The following is a 16,471-nucleotide window of genomic DNA, read 5'->3' as shown; positions in this document are numbered from 1 at the left end:
CCATAACTGCCGCGCAGACGCAACCTGATCACAGAGGCACCAGATGAGCACCGACAAGCAGTATGAAGAGAAAGAGCTGAGTTGGCTCTCATTCAATGAACGGGTGTTGCAAGAGGCGATGGACAAGACGGTCCCCCTCATCGAGCGGGTCCGCTTCCTCGGGATCTTCTCCTCCAACCAGGACGAGTTTTTCAAGGTACGGGTCTCGGACGTCAAGCGCCGCATCCTCATCAACGAGGTGCACGGCGGCGACGACGAGGCCAAGGTGCTGCTGCGCGCCATCCAGCAGAAGGTGATGGCGCTCGGCGAGGCATTCGACAACACCTATAAAGAGCTGCTGATAGCGCTCGCCCGTCACAACATCTTCCTGGTCAACGAGAGCCAGATCTCCGACTCCATTCAGCAGTGGCTGCGGGTCTTCTTCCGGGAGAAGGTGTTGCGTCACATCATCCCCATCCTGCTCAACAAGGAGGTCAACCCGGTCAAGTTCTTGAAAGACGAGCACACCTACCTCGCCATCGAGATGAAGAAAGGGGGCCAGGTGATCCAGTACGCCCTGGTGGAGGTGCCGACCGACGATCTGCCCCGCTTCTTCCAGCTGCCGCCGGAGGGGACCCGCCGCAAGAAGCAGATCATCATCCTGGATAACGTCATCCGCTTCTGCCTCGACGAGATCTTCAAGGGCTTCTTCGACTACGACGAGATAGCGGCCTACGCGGTCAAGCTGACCCGGGATGCGGAGTACGATCTCTCCGACCAGCTCGACCTCAGCCTGGTGGACAAGATGAGTGACGGCTTGAAGCAGCGCCTCACCGCCATGCCGGTGCGCTTCGTCTACGAGCGGGAGATGCCCGCCGCCATGATAAGCTTCCTCAAGCTCAAGCTGCAGATCAGCTCCTACGACGCCATCATGCCCGGCGGTCGTTATCACAACTTCAAGGATTTCATCGGCTTCCCCAACGTGGGCCGGGACTATCTGGAAAACCCCAAGCTGCCGGCCCTCGATTGCCGCGACTTCGACGGCTTCGTCAACGCCTTCGACGCCATCACCAAGCAGGATATTCTGCTGTATTACCCCTATCACAAGTTCCACCACTTCACGGAACTGGTGCGTCAGGCAGCCTTTGATCCGGCGGTGAGCGCCATCCGCATCAATATCTACCGGGTCGCCAAGAAGTCGCGCATCATCCACTCCCTCATCGACGCCGCCAACAACGGCAAGAAGGTGACGGTGGTGGTCGAGCTGCGCGCCCGTTTCGACGAGGCGGCCAACATCGACTGGGCCAACATCCTCACCGATGCGGGGGTCAAGGTGGTGTTCGGGGTGCCGAGCCTCAAGATCCACTCCAAGCTCTGCCTCATCACCCGCCACGAGCATGGCGAGGCGGTGCGCTATGCCCACATCGGCACCGGCAACTTCAACGAGAAGACCGCCAAGATCTACACCGACTTCTCCCTGCTGACCCGCCACCCGGACATCACCGCCGAGGTGGAAGGGGTGTTCGAATACATCGAATATCCCTACCGGCGCTACAAGTTCAACCACCTGCTGGTCTCCCCCATCAACAGCCGCCGCCAGCTCTATCGCCTCATCGATGCCGAGCTCGCCAACGCCAAGGCGGGCCAGCCCAGCGGCATCACCCTCAAGATCAACAACCTGGTGGACAGGGACCTCATCAACCGGCTCTACGCCGCCGGCCAGGCCGGGGTGCCGATCCAGATGATCATCCGTGGCATGTGCGCCCTGCGCCCCGGCGTGCCGGGCCTGAGTGACAACATCCAGGTCATCAGCATCATCGACCGCTTCCTCGAGCACCCGCGGGTCATGGTGTTCCACAACAAGGGCAACCCCCAGCTGTTCATCTCCAGCGCCGACTGGATGAGCCGCAACATCGACGGCCGGATCGAGGTGGGGACCCCCATCTACGACGAGCGTCTGAAACAGCGCATCCTGGATATTCTCCAGCTGCAGCTCAGCGATACCTGCAAGGCAAGGGTCATCGATGCAGGCCAGAGCAACGAATACGTGAAGCGGGGCAACCGCCGCAAGGTGCGTTCTCAGGTCGCGATTTACGACTACCTCAAACGCATAGAGTCAAACCATGGACAATAGTCTGTACGCCGCTGTCGATCTGGGCTCGAACAGCTTTCACATGGTCATCGCCCGCCTCAATGAGGGACGGATGCAGATCGTCGATCGCCTCAAGGAACGGGTCCGGCTCGCGGAGGGCATGGACGAGCAGCGCCGCATGTCGGACGAGGCCATGGCACGAGGCCTCGATTGCCTCGCCCTGTTCGCCGAGCGGTTGACCAACATCAAGCCTGATCAGATCCGCATCGCCGGCACCTATACCCTGCGCCGCGCCAGCAACGCCCGCGCCTTCGTGAGCGAGGCGGTCAAGGTTTTGAACCATCCCATCGAGATCATCAGCGGCCAGGAAGAGGCGCGCCTCATCTATCAGGGGGTGGCTCACACCCAGCACGTCGAGGGCCAGGTGCTGGTGGTGGACATCGGCGGCGGCAGCACCGAGCTCATCATCGGCGAGGGCTTCGATCACAAGGCCCTGACCAGCCGCAAGATGGGTTGTGTCAGCTTCACCCAGAGCTTCTTTGGGAACGGCAAGCTGAGCGAGAAGGCTTTCAACAACGCCGTGCTGGAAGCGCAGCATCAGCTCGCCCCCATCGTCAACCAATACCGCAAGCTCGGCTGGCAGAGCTGCCTCGGCAGCTCGGGCTCCATTCGTACCGTGCGGGATGTGTTGCAGGGGGAAGGCTGGACCGATGGCAGCATCACGCTGGCGGGGCTGGAGCGCCTCAAACAGGAGATGCTCGCACACAAGAGGGTCGATCAGCTCAAGCTCGCGGGTCTGACCGAGGAGCGCCAGGAGGTGTTCGCCGCGGCGGTGGCCATACTGCTCGGGCTCTTCACCTCCCTGCCCATCGATCGGATGGAATATTCCGACGGCGCCCTGCGCGAGGGGCTGCTGTACGAGTTCGAGGAGCGACTGCAGCATCACGACATCCGCGAGCGCACCGCCCTGGCACTGTCCACCCACTATCGCATCGACAAGCGCCAGGCGGCCCGGGTCGAGCACAGCGTGCTCTCCCTGTTCGATGCCTTGAGCGATCCCTGGCAGATGCCCATCGAACCCTACCGCGCCATCCTCGGCTGGGCGGCGCGGTTGCACGAGATTGGCCTCGCCATCAACTACAGCGGCATCCATCGCCACTCCGCCTACATCTTGCAAAACACCGATCTACCCGGTTTCAACCAGGACGATCAGGCCCTGCTGGCGGCCTTGGTGCGCTTTCAGCGCAAGGGGCTCAAGCTCTCCGAGTTGCCCGCCCTGCCCAACCACGACGAACAGACGGTGCTGCGCTGCATCCGTATCCTGCGCCTCGCGGTCGCGGCCCACCACAGGCGCCAGGACAACCTGCTGCCAGAGTGGCGCGTACAGGCCGCCGAAGATCAGTTGGTGGTCACCCTGCCACTCGACTGGTGCGACGAAAACCGCCTGCTGATGCAGAACCTGGAAAAAGAGCACCGTTATTGCCAGGAGCAGGGCTGGCCCCTGCTGTTCCAGCTCGGGTGATCCCTCACCTCAGACGAAAAGAGGCAGCCCATCGGCTGCCTCTTTGTTTTTTCCCTGTTATTTCCGCTCACCGCAAGTCGGGCAGTATCTGCTTGGCTATCTCGAAGTAGATGATGAGGCCGGTGCCATCCACCAGGGTGGAGATGAAGGGGGCCGAGACCACGGCCGGATCGATCCTGAAACGACGCAGCACCATGGGGATCACCGAGGCGACGGTGGCGCTCCAGAGCACGATAGCCACTATGGTCAGGGTGACCACCATGCCGATCTCGGGACCCACTCCCAGGCTCCAGGCCCGCACCCAGGCCGCCACCGCGATGGTCATCGAGATGAACAGACCGGTGGAGAGTTCCTTCTTCAAGACGGTGCCGAGGTTCTTCAGGCTCACCTCCCCCACCGCCATGGCGCGCACTATGGTGGTGGTGATCTGGGTGCCGCTGTTGCCGCCGGTGCCGATCAGCAGCGGGATGAAGAAGGCCAGGGCGATGGCCGCCTCCAGCTGCTCCTCGAAGGCCCGCAGCACAGTGCCGGTATAGGCCTCGGCCACAAACAGGATGAGCAGCCACCCCACCCGCTTGCGCCACAGCTGCCAGGGCGTCGCCTGCAGATAGGGAATATCCAGCGGCGAGGAGCCTCCCTGCAGCTCCGCATCCTCGGTGGACTCGCGCTCCAGGATGTCGGCGGCATCGTCCACGTGAAAGACCCCCACCAAGCGGCCCTGGGCCTCCACCGGCAGGATCGAGAGATCGCGATCGATCAGCAGACGGGCGGCCAGCTCCTGATCGGCCCGGGCATCGATGCGCACCGTCTCCCGCTCCATCAACTCGCTGACTGGCAGCAGGGGATCCGCTATCAGCAGTGACTTGAGGGAGACGCTGCCAAGCAGCCGCCGCTCACCATCGATCACATACAAGTCCTGAAACAGCTGGGCCTTGTCCCAGGCGTCGTGGATCAGCTGCTTGGCGCAGCCCACCGTCTCCTGCCCGTCGATGGCCAGGTATTCGTGACGCATGTTGGCGCCGACCGATTCACTCGGCCAGTCCAGCAGCGAATGGAAGCTGGTCTGTACGGGCTCCGGGAAACGGGCGAGCAGCTGGTGGCGATCGTCGTCATCGAGCCTGCGCAAGATGGCCAGCAGATCCCGTCTGGGGATGGCGCCCTGCAACAGGCCGACGATGCTGGCATGCAGCCGCAACAGCAATCGGCCGGCACAGTCCGCTGGCAATGAGACGAGCAGTTCGGCACCGTCAGGGGTGGGCAGGGTATCGAAGATACAGTTGAGCTCTTCCGGGCGCAGGGTCAGCAGTTGGTCGGCGCGCGCAACCGGATCCAGGTTGCGGGCGAGCCAGCCCTGCAGGGCAGCCAGGTCGAGCAGTTGATGACGATTGAGCAGGTGGTGTGTTTTCTTCATCACAGATATCCTCATGTGATCCCGGGTCGAGCCCGGGAGCAACCGGTCATACCGGCCGCCGTTTGCAAGAAAACAGCAATTTGATTGACGAGTAACAGGCAGGAAATGACGCCGTCCGGCGTGTCTTCATCCCCACGTACCAGCTTTAGCACTGCATAACGTATCCGGCATGCCGGAAGCCACTTGGGTTGACACCTTAATCCGATGAAAACTGTCCTGATCTTGGGCGTCTCTGGACGTCGTGAGATCAGTGGCCTGTGTTTATGCAGGAGCCTCGCCTAACGAGATGCTGCGAAAAAATAGCCACAGCCCTGGGCTGTGCGGGCGGCATCATCGACCAGAGGCTGGCCCGAGTCAAGCTAGTAGGGCCCCTGGCAACGGGTTGTTACAAATTGAGCGACGGTGTGGGAAAACGGACGGCAGACGGCGGGAGAGGAGACAAGGCTCCCCCGGGCCACGGGGGGGCACTATTTCAGCGTATGTCAGCGGATATAGTCGAACAGGGTCAGCTTGCTTATCTTGCTGAAGGCGAGCTGGGTGGCGCTCATGGCTGCGTCTTCCTTGGAGAGGGTCGCTATCACCTCGTACATGTCGGCCTCCGAGACCTTGGCTCGCGCCTGCTGGTTCAGGGTACTGAGGCCATCGTTCGAGCTCATCACCTGCTCCAGGCTGTTGAGCCGGCTGCCCACGTCCCCCTGTCCCCTGTCCACCTTGGTTCTGGCGTTGTCCATGTGGGTGGTGGCATTGGCCACCGCCAGCTGGAAGTTGTCCGCCGAGAGGGTGGGGTCGCGCAGGGCCGTGATGAAGTCGGACATGCCGTTGAGCACGTTGTCGTTCTTCGGTGCATCCAGCACGAAGTTTTGATCCGCGCCGCCTGCGGGCAGGTCCAGGGTCAGCTCCAGCCCGTTGAAGGCTATCTTGTTACCCGTGCTGTAGTCGCCGTTTTGCACCACAGTGCCGCCACTGTCCTTGATCTCGTAGGTGTCCGGCGGACCCGCCAGGGTGCTCACGGTGAACTGGTTGCTGGCAAGAGACGAGTCGTAGTGGTTGCGATAGAAGCTCTCGAAGTTCGCCTGATCCCCGACGCCCACCTTGATGTTGGCGCTGGCGGCGCTGGCGGTGCGCCGGGTTCCCACCATCTCGAACAGATCAAAGCCGGAGTCATTGGCCGGGATCTGCACCGTGGGGGAGACCTGGATGCTGCGCTGGCCCGTGTCCCCCTGGAACACGTAGTTACCGCTGGCGTCCTTGACGAAGGGCTGGGTCTTGCTCTGGTTGCCGCCGAAGATGTACTCCCCCTGGGAGTTCTTGCTGTTCATCAGGTCGAACATCTGCTTTTGCAGCCCCTCCAATTCGCTTGCGATGGCGCCGCGCTCCTCGGATCCCATGGCCGAGCTGTTCGCCTTCTGGATCAGGGTCTTGGCGCTGAGCATGGCGGTGTTGATGGAGGTGAGGACGGTGTCTTCGTGGCCCAGGCTGTTCTCCAGCAGGCTACCGTTGACGCTGTACTGCTTGAACAAGTCGATCTCCTTGGTCAGCGCCATCTTCTGGCTCATGCCGGAGGGATCTTCCCCCGCCCGGGTGAACTTGTCCCCGGACATCAGCTGGTTGTAGGCCGTGTTCTGGCGCTCGCTGACCTTGCTCATGGTGGCGAGGTTGCGGTCATAGATCATGTTGGTGGTGATGCGCATGCGTTACCTCACGGAAGACAACAGGGTATCGAAGATGGTCTTGGCGGTGCTGACTATCTGGGCCGAGGCGGCATAGGACTGCTGGAAGCGGATGAGGTTGGCCGCCTCCTCCTCCAGATTGACGCCGGAGACGCTCTCGTAGATGCCGGTGCTCTGGGTCAACTTGGCTTCGTTGGCCTGCAGCAGGGTCTTGGCCTGGCTGGTCTTGTTGCCCACCCCGGTCACCAGCGCGCTGTAGGCATCGTTGAAGGTCATCTTGTCGTTGCTGGTGGCGGCGTTGTTGTTCTTGCGCACCAGCGTCTTGTTTTGCAGCTCCGCCAGCGCCAGCCCGTTGGCGTTGTCGGCGAAGCCGTCCTTGTTGTAGCTCAGGGTGAAGCTGTCCTTGGCCTCCACCTTGCCGGTGATGCTGAAGTCGTAGCCCGGGGTCTGGGTCGGATCGGCATAGACCTTGGGCCCCCCCAGCGGGCTCTCGAGGGCGGCCATCAGGTTCTGGCCCTTGCTGGATGCCGGGGCGACCCCGATGAGGTTGTTGTTCTTGTCATAGACCTCGTAGTTGCCACCGTTGTCGATCTTGACGGCCTGAGGCGCGTTTGGATTCAGGCTGTTGGCGCCAAAACCCGACCCCGTGCCGGTGTGATAGACACCGGTCATCTTTATCTCACCAGAGCCTATATTTTGAGAGTTTTTATCTGCTTTTATAGGTGAGGCCAGCGCAATATCTTCCGGTCGGGTGATCGCGGCCTCGAGACCTGCTGCAGCATGCTTGGTCGGTTGCAGCAATATCTTGTCACCGGCGGCCGGAGTACCTTCGATATCGATCTCGATGCCGTGTCCCGCCACCTCGAACTTGGCGGGGGGGGTAGCCCCCGTCATGAGCGAGGTGCGCTTGCCGGTGCCGTCGATGGAGAACACCTCATAGCCGGTGGCGCTGCTGAACTTGACCTCGTAGTCGAAGGTGGTCACCTCTGTCCCCTTGCCGGGCACGAAGCTCACGCTGGCGGCACCATTGCCGGTGTTACTGCCATAAGGGAGCCCCTGACTGTCCTTGAGGGAGAAGAGATCCCCCCCCAGCTCGTTGTCCAAGTCCATCCCCAGCCGGTTCTGCTGGTTCATGGCATCGGCCATGGCGACGGCCAGCTGCCCCAGTTCCCGCTTGGAGGGCTCCAGATCCCGGCGCGCGCTGAACAGCCCTCCGATGCCGCCCCCGATGTCCTTGTCGTTGATGTTGACCTTGTTGGATCCCAGGTTGAGCTGCAGGGCCGACTCGCGAGAGTCGGGATCCCCCGCCACCACCTTGAACTGGGCCACGCCGCCATCCAGCACCAGGGAGTGGCCCGTGCTCATGTTCACCAGCATGCTGCCGTTGGGTTGGGTCACGGTGCGGATCTCCATCTTCTCGGAGAGCTGGCGCACGGCCTCGTCGCGCTGATCGAACAGCATCAGGCTCTCTTCCGGCGTCCCCTGAGTGCGAATGATGGCCTGGTTCAGATCGTTGATGCTGTTTAGCAGGCTGTTGACCCTGTCGGTTTCGTCGCTGATGGTGGCGTTGATGGTGTCTGACTGCTTGTCGAGCTGGGCAGAGAGGGTGTGGTACCTGTCCACCATGCCGTTGAGCTCGCTCAGGGTCGTCTTGCGCCCGCCGATCTCGGCCGGCGACTCGTTGGCGGTATGGAAAGCCTTGAAGTAGGAGGTAATGGTGGTGCCCACGCTGTTACTGGTGTCACCGAGCAGGCTGTCCAGCTGGAACAGCTGATTATAGCGCGTGTTCGAGGCGTTGTAGGCGGAAGTATCGCGGCGTACCTCCCCCTGGGCATAGGCGTTGATGACCCGCTCGCTGATCATGTCCCCCGTCCCCAATCCGACGGAATTGGTGTAGATCAGGGTGCGTTCACGTACATAGCCCTGGCTATTGACGTTGACGATGTTGTTACTGGTGGTCTGCAGCAGTCGCTGCTGGGCCATCACACCCGAGGTTCCAATTCCAAGCAGATCGCTTGCCATAACTTACAGCTCCATCTCTGTGTTCCTGGTCGCGGCGTAGCCGGCAATGGCATCACTGCGCAACACTTGTTTCAGTTTCCTGGCGTACTGGGGATCGGTGGCATAACCGGCCTGCTGCAACGCCTCGAAATAGCGTTCCGGACTATCCGCCTTGGCCAGTGCCCCCTTGTAGCGGGAGCCCGAGGTGAGGAAATCCACATAGTCGTTGAAGCTATCTTCAAACGACTCATAGGAACGAAACGCCGCCTTCTGGCGAGACGCCACTCCTTGCTCATATTCCAGGGTGCTGACCACCGCCTTGGGGCCATCCCAGCGCGGATCGGCCTTGATGCCGAACAGGTTGTGGGTCATCTGTCCCTCCCCGTCCTTGATCACCCGCTTGCCCCAGCCGCTTTCCAGCGCCGCCTGAGCCACCAGCACCGCCGGGCTCAGTCCCAGCTTGTCCGCCGCCTTCTTGGCCAGCGGCATCAACCGATGCACAAACTCTTCCGGGCTGTCGAACACCTTGGCGCTGCCACCCGCCCCCTCTACCCCTTGACTGCCACTCAGACGCTGGCTATCTCCCATGGGAGGCACGGTACGGTGGGGGCGTCTGGGCGGGGCAAACCGGGGCTCGGCCCCATTCAGCTCACTATTCATCTCTTTTTCAGCAAAATCTTTGCCAACTTTTGAGGCTGCGATCAAATCATTGGGAGCCGAGGTCGGCGGCTGATAGGGTTTGTAGACACGCTCGGTGCGCTGGGGCAGCTTGAGCACCCGCCCGTCATCGTGGGTGAAGCTCTTCTCGGGGGAGAACTGTTTGGCCACCATCTCGGCAATGCCGAGGCCGCCCTTGCTCGACATGTCGGCGACCCGCTGCTCGTCCAGCATCCCTTCGTAGAACTGGGTGTAGCTGCTGTTCATGGGGTTGTCTTCGGTCAGCACCGCGTTGGCCTGACGCATCCCCTTGAACAGGGTCTGGGTGAAGATGGACTCGAACTGGCGAGCCGCCGCCATCAGCGCATCGGCCTTCCCCTCCTTGCTCATGCTCATCCGGCGCAGCTTGTCCAGGTTCTGGACATCCTGCACCATGCCAAGATTGATCCCGCTCTGGGAGTCGAACTCTGCCATAACCTACCTCGTTGCCGCCCGTGGCAAACCCTTGCCGCCCAACACCTTGTTCAATGCACCCGAGCCCTCGAAGGGGGTCAACCTGGTGTCATGCCCCGTCATTTACAAAATGACCAACTGCCCCTGGATGGCACCTGCCTGCTGCAGCGCCTCCAGGATCGCCATCAGATCGCCGGGCGCTATCCCGACCTGATTCACCGCCCGCACCAGATCGTCCAGGGTCGCACCGGTATCGAGCTTGAACATCCGGCCCGGCTCCTGCTGCACGTTGATGGTGGAGTTGTTGGTGACCGCCGTCTGCCCGCCCGCCAGCGGATTGGGCTGGGAGACCTGCTGATTCTCGGCGATGGTCACCGTCAGCCCGCCATGACTGATGGCGGCCGGCCGCAGCTTGACCTGACTGCCGATGACGATGGTGCCGGTGCGCGAGTTCACGATGATCTTGGCGGACTCGGTGGCCGGATCCACCTCCAGATTCTCGATGGTGGCCAGGTAGGAGACGCGCTGGTTGGGGTCCCGCGGCGCGAACACCTTGATGGAGGTCGCATCCAGCGCCTGGGCGGTGTTGGGTCCCACCAGATCGTTGACCACGTCGGCCACTCGCCTGGCGGTGGTGAAGTCAGGCCGGTTCAGGTTGAAGGTGATGGTGTCCCCCTGGGAGAAGGCATTTGGCACCTCACGCTCCACGGTGGCGCCATTGGCGATGCGTCCCACGGTCGGGGTATTGACCACTACCTTGGAGCCATCGGCCCCCTCGGCGCCCAAACCGCCGACCACCAGGCTGCCCTGAGCCACCGCATAGACGCGCCCATCCAGCCCCTTGAGGAAGGTCTGCAGCAGGGTGCCGCCGCGCAGGCTCTTGGCCTCGCCGATGGCGGAGACGGTGACGTCTATGGTCTGACCCGGCTTGGAGAAGGGCGGTAGATCGGCGTGGATGGCGACCGGCGCCACGTCCTTGATCTTGGGCTTGATGTTATCCGGCACCTTGATGCCGAAGTTGTTGAGCATGGTCCTGAAGGTCTGCTCGGTGAAGGCGTTGTTCTTCTCGCCCGTGCCGGGCAGGCCCACCACCAGACCGTAACCGATCAGCTGGTTGCTACGTACCCCTTCCACCGAGCTGAGATCCTTGATGCGGGAGGCGTGCGCCAGCCCGAGCGGCAAGCAGCAGCACAGCAGGGCGAGCAGACGGAGTCGATTCATGAGATCTCCTGACTGGACCTGGGTCCAGTGAATCCTAAATGGGCCACCAGGGACCGTTGAAGAAGCTGGTCAGCCAACCCTGTTCCTGGGTGTTGGCCAGATCGCCGGTGCCGCCGTAATGGATGCGCGCGTTGGCGACCCGCTGGGACGACACGCTGTTCTCCGAGGTCACATCCTCGGGGCGCACCAGGCCGGTGATACGGATGTATTCGTTGCCGTTGTTGAGCATGATCCACTTCTCACCGCGCACCAGCAGGTTGCCGTTCGGCAAGACCTTGACCACGCTGACCGAGATGTTGCCTTGCAGGCTGTTGCTCTGATCCGCCTTGGCCTGGCCCTTGAACGCGCTGGTCTGGCCGATGGAGGCCGACAGGTCATAGGGGCTCGCCGTCACCGGCACCCCGCCCAGGGTGACGGGTTCCAGCTCCAGCTTGTTGTCCTTGCCGCTCTGGGTGTTGGCCTTCTTCGACGCCGAGGTCGATTCGGCCAGCTGGATGGTGATGATGTCACCCACCCTGTGGGCCTTGATGTCCGAATAGATGCCATTGACCTGCTCGGGCTGGAAGATGGCGCCGGTTGGCCGGACAGAGACCGGCTCCGACTCGCCATAGACGGGGGCGAAGTCGGGATCGTCGGGTTTGGCGGTATTGGGTGTGCTGGCGCAGCCTGTCAGCGTCAGCAGGCCCAGCATCCAGATGGCTTTCATCATGGTTCTCCTAATCAAGTCCGCTGGGTCAGGAAGGACATCATGGAGTCCACCGCCGAGATGACCTTGGAGTTCATCTCATAGACCCGCTGGGCCTGAATGAGGTTCACCAGCTCTTCGGTCACGTTGACGTTGGAGGTCTCCAGCATGCCCTGCTTGACCACCCCGAGCCCGTCCGCACCGGCCGTGCCCTGGATGGGGGCGCCGCTCGACTGGGTCTCGAGGAACAAGTTCTCCCCCATGGGTTGCAGGCCGGTCGGGTTGACGAAGTCGGTGGTGTTGATCTGGCCCACCACCTGGGACTGACCATCCCCCTTGAGCTGCACCGAGACCTGACCATCCTCCCCCACGGTCACGCTCTGGGCGTTCTCGGGGATCTGGATCTCCGGTTGCAGCGGGTAGCCGTTGCCCGGGGTCACTATGGTGCCCTCATCGTTGAGGGTGAACTGGCCGTTGCGGGTGTAAGCGGCGCTGCCGTCCGGCAGCTGGATCTCGAAGTAGCCGCGGCCGCTGATCATCAGATCCAGGGAGTTGTCCGTGGTCTGCACGTTGCCCTGGCTGTGGTTCTTCTGGGTGGCGACCACCTTGGCCCCCGCCCCCAGCATCAGGCCGGAGGGCAGTTCGGTGTCTGCCGAGGAGCGGCCACCTGGCTGGTTGATGTTCTGATAGAGCAGGTCCTCGAAGATGGCGCGAGCCTTCTTGTAGCCAACGGTACTGGCGTTGGCGAGGTTGTTCGAGGTGACCGAGATGTTGGTCTGCTGGGCATCGAGGCCGGTCTTGCTGATCCAGAGTGCAGGATTCATTTAATGCTCCTTGATTAGCTGATACGCAGCAGCTGGGTTTGGGCCTCGTCGTTTTCCTCGGCGGTCTTCATGATCTTGACCTGAGTTTCAAACTGACGTTGCAAGCGAATAAGGTTGGTCATCTCGTCGACCACATTGACGTTGCTGCCTTCCAGCGAGCCCGCCAGCAGGCCGACCTCGGCGGAGGCGGCTTCATTCTGGCCGTCCTTGCGGCGAAACAGGCCATCCTGGCCCTTCGCCACAGTGTCGCTGGCCGGATTGACCAGCTTGATGCGCTGGAAATCTTCCGGCAGGTTGGCGGCGGCGCCTTCGGGACGGCCGCTGATGGTGCCATCCCGGTTGATCTCGATCTTCTCCATGGGCAGCGGCAGCACGATGGGCTGACCGCCGTCGTCCACCACGTTGAGTCCGGTCGAGGTCTGCAGGTTGCCGGCCGCATTGAGCTGCAAGTTGCCCATGCGGGTATAGGCCTCTTTCCCATTGGGGTCCTGCACCGCAATCCAGCCGGGGCCGTCGACGGCGACGTCAAGATCCCGCCCCGTCGTCATCAGCATGCCGTGCTGCAGGTTCTGGCCCGGACTCTCGGTCATGGCGAACACCCGCGTGGGCAGCCCTTCACCAAACGCCTGCATGCTGCGCGCCTGCTCGAAGTCAGACTTGAAGCCGATGGTGTTGGCGTTGGCCAGGTTGTTGCCACGCACAGCCAGGCTGTTCATGTTCTCCTTGGCCCCGGACATGGCGATATAAAGCAGGTGATCCATGGGATCCTCCGTCAAACAGATGACTCTGGAGGAACAACTGCAAGTTGAATGCCAAGACAAATAAAAGGGGGCAGCAGAGGCAGGAAAACGCCCAGAACAGGCGCGAAAAAGGCGCCGAAGCGCCCTTTTCGAGATGAAAACCGGTTAGCGGATCTGCAGTATGCTCTGCTGCAGCGAGGTGTTCACCTCCAGCGAGCGGGAGTTCGCCTGGAAGTTGCGCTGGGCGGTGATGAGATCCACCAGCTCCGTGGTCAGGTCCACGTTGGACTGCTCCAGCGCCGAGGACTTGATGGAGCCGAATGTGCCCGAATTGGGAGTGCCTGGCAGCGCCTCACCGGAGAGCAGGGATTGACGCCAGGAGGTGTCCCCCACCTGGGTCAGCCCCTGGGAGTTGGCGAACTTGGCCATGGCCACCATGGCCACCTTGACCGTGGTCGCATTGCTGTAAGTGGCGGAGACGATGCCATCCGCCCCGATCTCGACCTTGGTCAGACGACCGACGGTGGAGCCATCCTGGGTCAACTTGTTGACCTCGAACGGTGAGGAATACTGGGTCACGGGGCCGAGCTTCATCTCGATCGCCTGGGTGCCGTCGGCACCATTGGTGATGATGCCGGCACCCGCCGCTCCCAGTTGTTCGGTCTTGATGACCGCAGGCGTGGTCGGGGTCACCATCTTGCCGGAGGCATCGAAGGTAACCCGGGCGCTCAGGGGGGCCTGGCTGACGCCGGTGGCCATGGTGGTGGCTGTACCGCCCGCGATGTCGATGGGCTTGTCACCCTGATACAGGTACATGCGCCAGGCGGTCGGCACGACCGGCTTGGTCACATCTGCCGGGTCGGCTTCCTTGACGAAGTACTGGGTGATAGTGTGCGGCTCCCCCAGGGAGTCATACACCACGACCGAGGTGGAGGAAGAGTAGGTGGTCGAATCCTTGGGATCGAACTTGGAGGCATCTGCGGCACCGTTGCCCGCCGCCAGCGGAGACGCAGTGGAGGGCAGGTTGAAGCCGGCATCTATCCGGGACGTCATGACGGGCTCGCCGGCCCGATCCGGGATCTGGATGGGCTTGGTCGCGTTGATGCTGACCGCCTTGGGGGTGCCGTCGGCGTTGGTCTCGTATCCCTGCAGGTAGCCGCCGGAGTTGCTGACCATGTAGCTGTTTTCGTTGAGCTTGAAGGCCCCTGAACGGGTATAGGTGCGGTCCAGGCTATTCATGCTATCGGAGGTGACGAAGAAGCCGTTGCCCTGGATGGCGAGATCCAGCGCGTTATTGGTAAATTGCAGCGCCCCCTGGTGGAACTGCTGGGCCACGGCGCCGGTCGCCACCCCGTTGCCGACCTGGGTCTTGGCGTTGACGAAGATGGAGTTGGCGTAGACGTCCGCAAACTCGGCGCGAGACTCCTTGAAGCCGGTGGTATTGACGTTGGCAATGTTGTTCGCGGTGACGTTCAGGTCTTTTTGAGCCGCATTGATGCCGCTGAGGGCATTGTTGAATGACATGTCTTTATCTCCTTAGATCACAGCTTTAGAGGTCGAGTCCGGGGTCGTGGTCGACTTGCCGGTCGTCCCGCCAATTTCCAATACGTCGGTCAGATAGATGCCACCCAGCCCCTTGAGTTTGAGGGTGCTGGGGTTGGTGCTGGTGCCGAGGGTGACGCTCTCGACCTGGGCGTAGGCCAGTGCCGGGATAGCCTCCGACTTGCCATTCACGGTGCCGTGGATCTCGATCTGGTACTTGCCGCTCTTGGCCAGGTTGCCGTCCTTGTCCTTGCCGTCCCACTCGAAGGCCACGTTGCCCTTCTTCTCGCCCTCGATGGCAAACTCCTTGACGACCTGACCGCTCTCGTCCTTCACCGTCACCTTGAGGTTGCTGGCGCCGTCGCCGGTGGCGATCATGCCGGAGACGGACCCACCCTTCTCCAGATAGCCGGTGTTGGAGGGGATGAGTACGCTCTGGCCCACCAGCGCCGACGCCTGCAGCGCCTGGCTGGAGGTCATCAGGCTGTTGAGGCTGCCCATCTGGGTGGAGAGGCTGCTGATCCCCTCCGAGGTCGACATCGATGTCATCTGGGACAACATCTGGGCGTTATCCACCGGCTTGAACGGATCCTGATAGGAGAGCTGCATGGTCAGCAGCTTGAGGAAGGAAGCCTGATCGAGCTCCTTCTTCGGGGTCGTGGTGTTGGCCGTACTGGTCTGGTTCGTCGAAGTCCGGTTGACGCCGAGCAGGCTGTCATAGGTATCTGCCACTTATGCTCCCCCCTCTGTCCGGGTTTGCCACGCGCCGCACAGGCCGAGCCAATAGTCGCGGCCGTGCAGGCTGTCACAGGTCTCTGTCATCTGGGTTCACCTCTATCAGGATTTGCCGAGGCCGAGCGTCTGCTGCAGCATCTTCTTGGCCGCGTCGGCGACCTGGACATTGGTCTGGTAACTGCGCGAGGCGGCAATCATGTCGGCCATCTCTTCCACCATGTTGACGTTGGGTTTGAAGATGAAGCCATCCTTGTCCGCCATGGGGTGGTTCGGGTTGTACTCCTTGAGCAGGGGCGCATCGCTCTCGACTATGCCTTTCACGTCGACCCCGACCGAGGCCTGCTTGTCGGACATGGCCTGATCCAGCTGGGCGGCAAAGACTGGCCGCCGGGCATGGTAAGTTTTTTCCACGCTGGAGCTGACGCTGTCGGCGTTGGCCATGTTGCTGGCAACCGTGTTGAGGCGAACCGACTGCGCGCTCATGGCTGAGCCTGCAATGTCAAAGACCTTGAACAAACTCATCATTGATCTCCTTTCAGTGCCTTGAGCAGGCCGCTTATCTTGCCGTTCATGAATTCGAGGGAGGCCTGGTACTCGAGGCTGTTGCGCAGGAACTCGCTGCGCTCCTGCTGCACATCCACGGTATTGCCGTCACCGGTATCCGGTTGCAGGGGGTTGCGGTACTGGGTCGTGCCCGGGGCATCCATCTGCAAGGCGAAGTGCTTCTCGCTGGTGGTGGCGAGGCCAAAGCCTTGCTGGCCCTGGGCGTCCTGCAACGCCTGAGAGAAGTTGATGTCCCTGGCCTTGAAGCCCGGGGTATCCGCGTTGGCGATGTTGCTCGATAGCACCTCCGCACGCTTGGCGCGAACGCTCAGCGTGTATTGGTGAATACCGAATGCCTTGTCGAATGAAATTGCCATAGCGCACCTCCTGCTTCAC

Annotated in this window: 14 protein-coding genes and 1 riboswitch; of the genes, 2 read left to right on the top strand and 12 right to left on the bottom strand. The window is 61.8% G+C overall.

Annotated elements, in window-relative coordinates; genetic code table 11:
- Nucleotides 1-43: 43 nt before the first annotated feature.
- Together ppk1 and ppx are read left to right on the top strand one after the other, a co-directional pair.
- Nucleotides 44-2,113: a polyphosphate kinase 1 gene (ppk1, locus tag LG30_RS0113060; protein ID WP_033131144.1), complete on the top strand. Its 2,070-nt coding sequence runs from the start codon at nucleotides 44-46 to the stop codon at nucleotides 2,111-2,113.
- On the top strand, nucleotides 2,103-3,593 hold the full coding sequence (gene ppx, locus LG30_RS0113055; RefSeq protein ID WP_033131143.1) for an exopolyphosphatase: 1,491 nt from the start codon (nucleotides 2,103-2,105) through the stop codon (nucleotides 3,591-3,593). The genes ppk1 and ppx overlap by 11 nt, the downstream gene beginning before the upstream one ends.
- A gap of 67 nt (nucleotides 3,594-3,660) precedes the next feature.
- On the opposite strand, the gene mgtE is transcribed toward ppx, so the two are convergent.
- The 12 genes from mgtE to flgB all read right to left on the bottom strand — a co-directional run bounded on the left by mgtE (nucleotide 3,661) and on the right by flgB (nucleotide 16,452).
- The gene (gene mgtE, locus LG30_RS0113050) at nucleotides 3,661-5,004 is read right to left on the bottom strand and encodes a magnesium transporter (RefSeq protein WP_033131142.1); all 1,344 of its coding nucleotides are present in this window, start codon (nucleotides 5,002-5,004) and stop codon (nucleotides 3,661-3,663) included.
- A 123-nt stretch (nucleotides 5,005-5,127) separates the two neighbouring features.
- Nucleotides 5,128-5,297: riboswitch (M-box (ykoK) riboswitch) on the bottom strand.
- Nucleotides 5,298-5,486: 189 nt separating this feature from the next.
- On the bottom strand, nucleotides 5,487-6,695 hold the full coding sequence (gene flgL / locus LG30_RS0113045; RefSeq protein WP_033131141.1) for a flagellar hook-associated protein FlgL: 1,209 nt from the start codon (nucleotides 6,693-6,695) through the stop codon (nucleotides 5,487-5,489).
- Between the two features lie 3 nt (nucleotides 6,696-6,698).
- Nucleotides 6,699-8,696 carry a FlgK family flagellar hook-associated protein gene (locus LG30_RS0113040; RefSeq protein ID WP_033131140.1) on the bottom strand — a complete coding sequence of 666 codons (1,998 nt, stop codon included), beginning with the start codon at nucleotides 8,694-8,696 and terminating at the stop codon, nucleotides 6,699-6,701.
- 3 nt (nucleotides 8,697-8,699) lie between these two features.
- The gene (gene flgJ, locus LG30_RS0113035; RefSeq protein ID WP_033131139.1) at nucleotides 8,700-9,806 is read right to left on the bottom strand and encodes a flagellar assembly peptidoglycan hydrolase FlgJ; all 1,107 of its coding nucleotides are present in this window, start codon (nucleotides 9,804-9,806) and stop codon (nucleotides 8,700-8,702) included.
- A 102-nt stretch (nucleotides 9,807-9,908) separates the two neighbouring features.
- Entirely contained in the window at nucleotides 9,909-11,006 is a 1,098-nt protein-coding gene (locus tag LG30_RS0113030; RefSeq protein ID WP_033131138.1) for a flagellar basal body P-ring protein FlgI, read from the bottom strand.
- A 34-nt stretch (nucleotides 11,007-11,040) separates the two neighbouring features.
- Nucleotides 11,041-11,712, bottom strand: coding sequence for a flagellar basal body L-ring protein FlgH (gene flgH / locus LG30_RS0113025; RefSeq protein ID WP_033131137.1), 672 nt, complete (start codon nucleotides 11,710-11,712; stop codon nucleotides 11,041-11,043).
- 14 nt (nucleotides 11,713-11,726) lie between these two features.
- A complete protein-coding gene (flgG, locus tag LG30_RS0113020) occupies nucleotides 11,727-12,515 on the bottom strand; it encodes a flagellar basal-body rod protein FlgG (RefSeq protein WP_033131136.1) in 789 nt (262 codons plus the stop codon).
- 14 nt (nucleotides 12,516-12,529) lie between these two features.
- A complete protein-coding gene (gene flgF, locus LG30_RS0113015; protein ID WP_033131135.1) occupies nucleotides 12,530-13,276 on the bottom strand; it encodes a flagellar basal-body rod protein FlgF in 747 nt (248 codons plus the stop codon).
- 144 nt (nucleotides 13,277-13,420) lie between these two features.
- Nucleotides 13,421-14,779: a flagellar hook protein FlgE gene (flgE, locus tag LG30_RS0113010; RefSeq protein WP_033131134.1), complete on the bottom strand. Its 1,359-nt coding sequence runs from the start codon at nucleotides 14,777-14,779 to the stop codon at nucleotides 13,421-13,423.
- Between the two features lie 12 nt (nucleotides 14,780-14,791).
- Complete coding sequence (locus LG30_RS0113005) at nucleotides 14,792-15,529, bottom strand: flagellar hook assembly protein FlgD (RefSeq protein ID WP_033131133.1); 738 nt, start codon at nucleotides 15,527-15,529, stop codon at nucleotides 14,792-14,794.
- A gap of 105 nt (nucleotides 15,530-15,634) precedes the next feature.
- Entirely contained in the window at nucleotides 15,635-16,054 is a 420-nt protein-coding gene (flgC, locus tag LG30_RS0113000) for a flagellar basal body rod protein FlgC (RefSeq protein WP_005329775.1), read from the bottom strand.
- Nucleotides 16,054-16,452 (bottom strand): flagellar basal body rod protein FlgB, encoded by a 399-nt coding sequence (flgB, locus tag LG30_RS0112995; protein WP_033131132.1) that lies wholly within the window; start codon nucleotides 16,450-16,452, stop codon nucleotides 16,054-16,056. The genes flgC and flgB overlap by 1 nt, the downstream gene beginning before the upstream one ends.
- Between the last annotated feature and the right edge of the window lie 19 nt (nucleotides 16,453-16,471).

The organism is Aeromonas aquatica, from assembly GCF_000764655.1.
In the GTDB taxonomy this organism is placed as follows: Bacteria; Pseudomonadota; Gammaproteobacteria; order Enterobacterales; family Aeromonadaceae; genus Aeromonas; species Aeromonas aquatica.
This window is presented reverse-complemented; position numbering and strand designations above follow the sequence as displayed.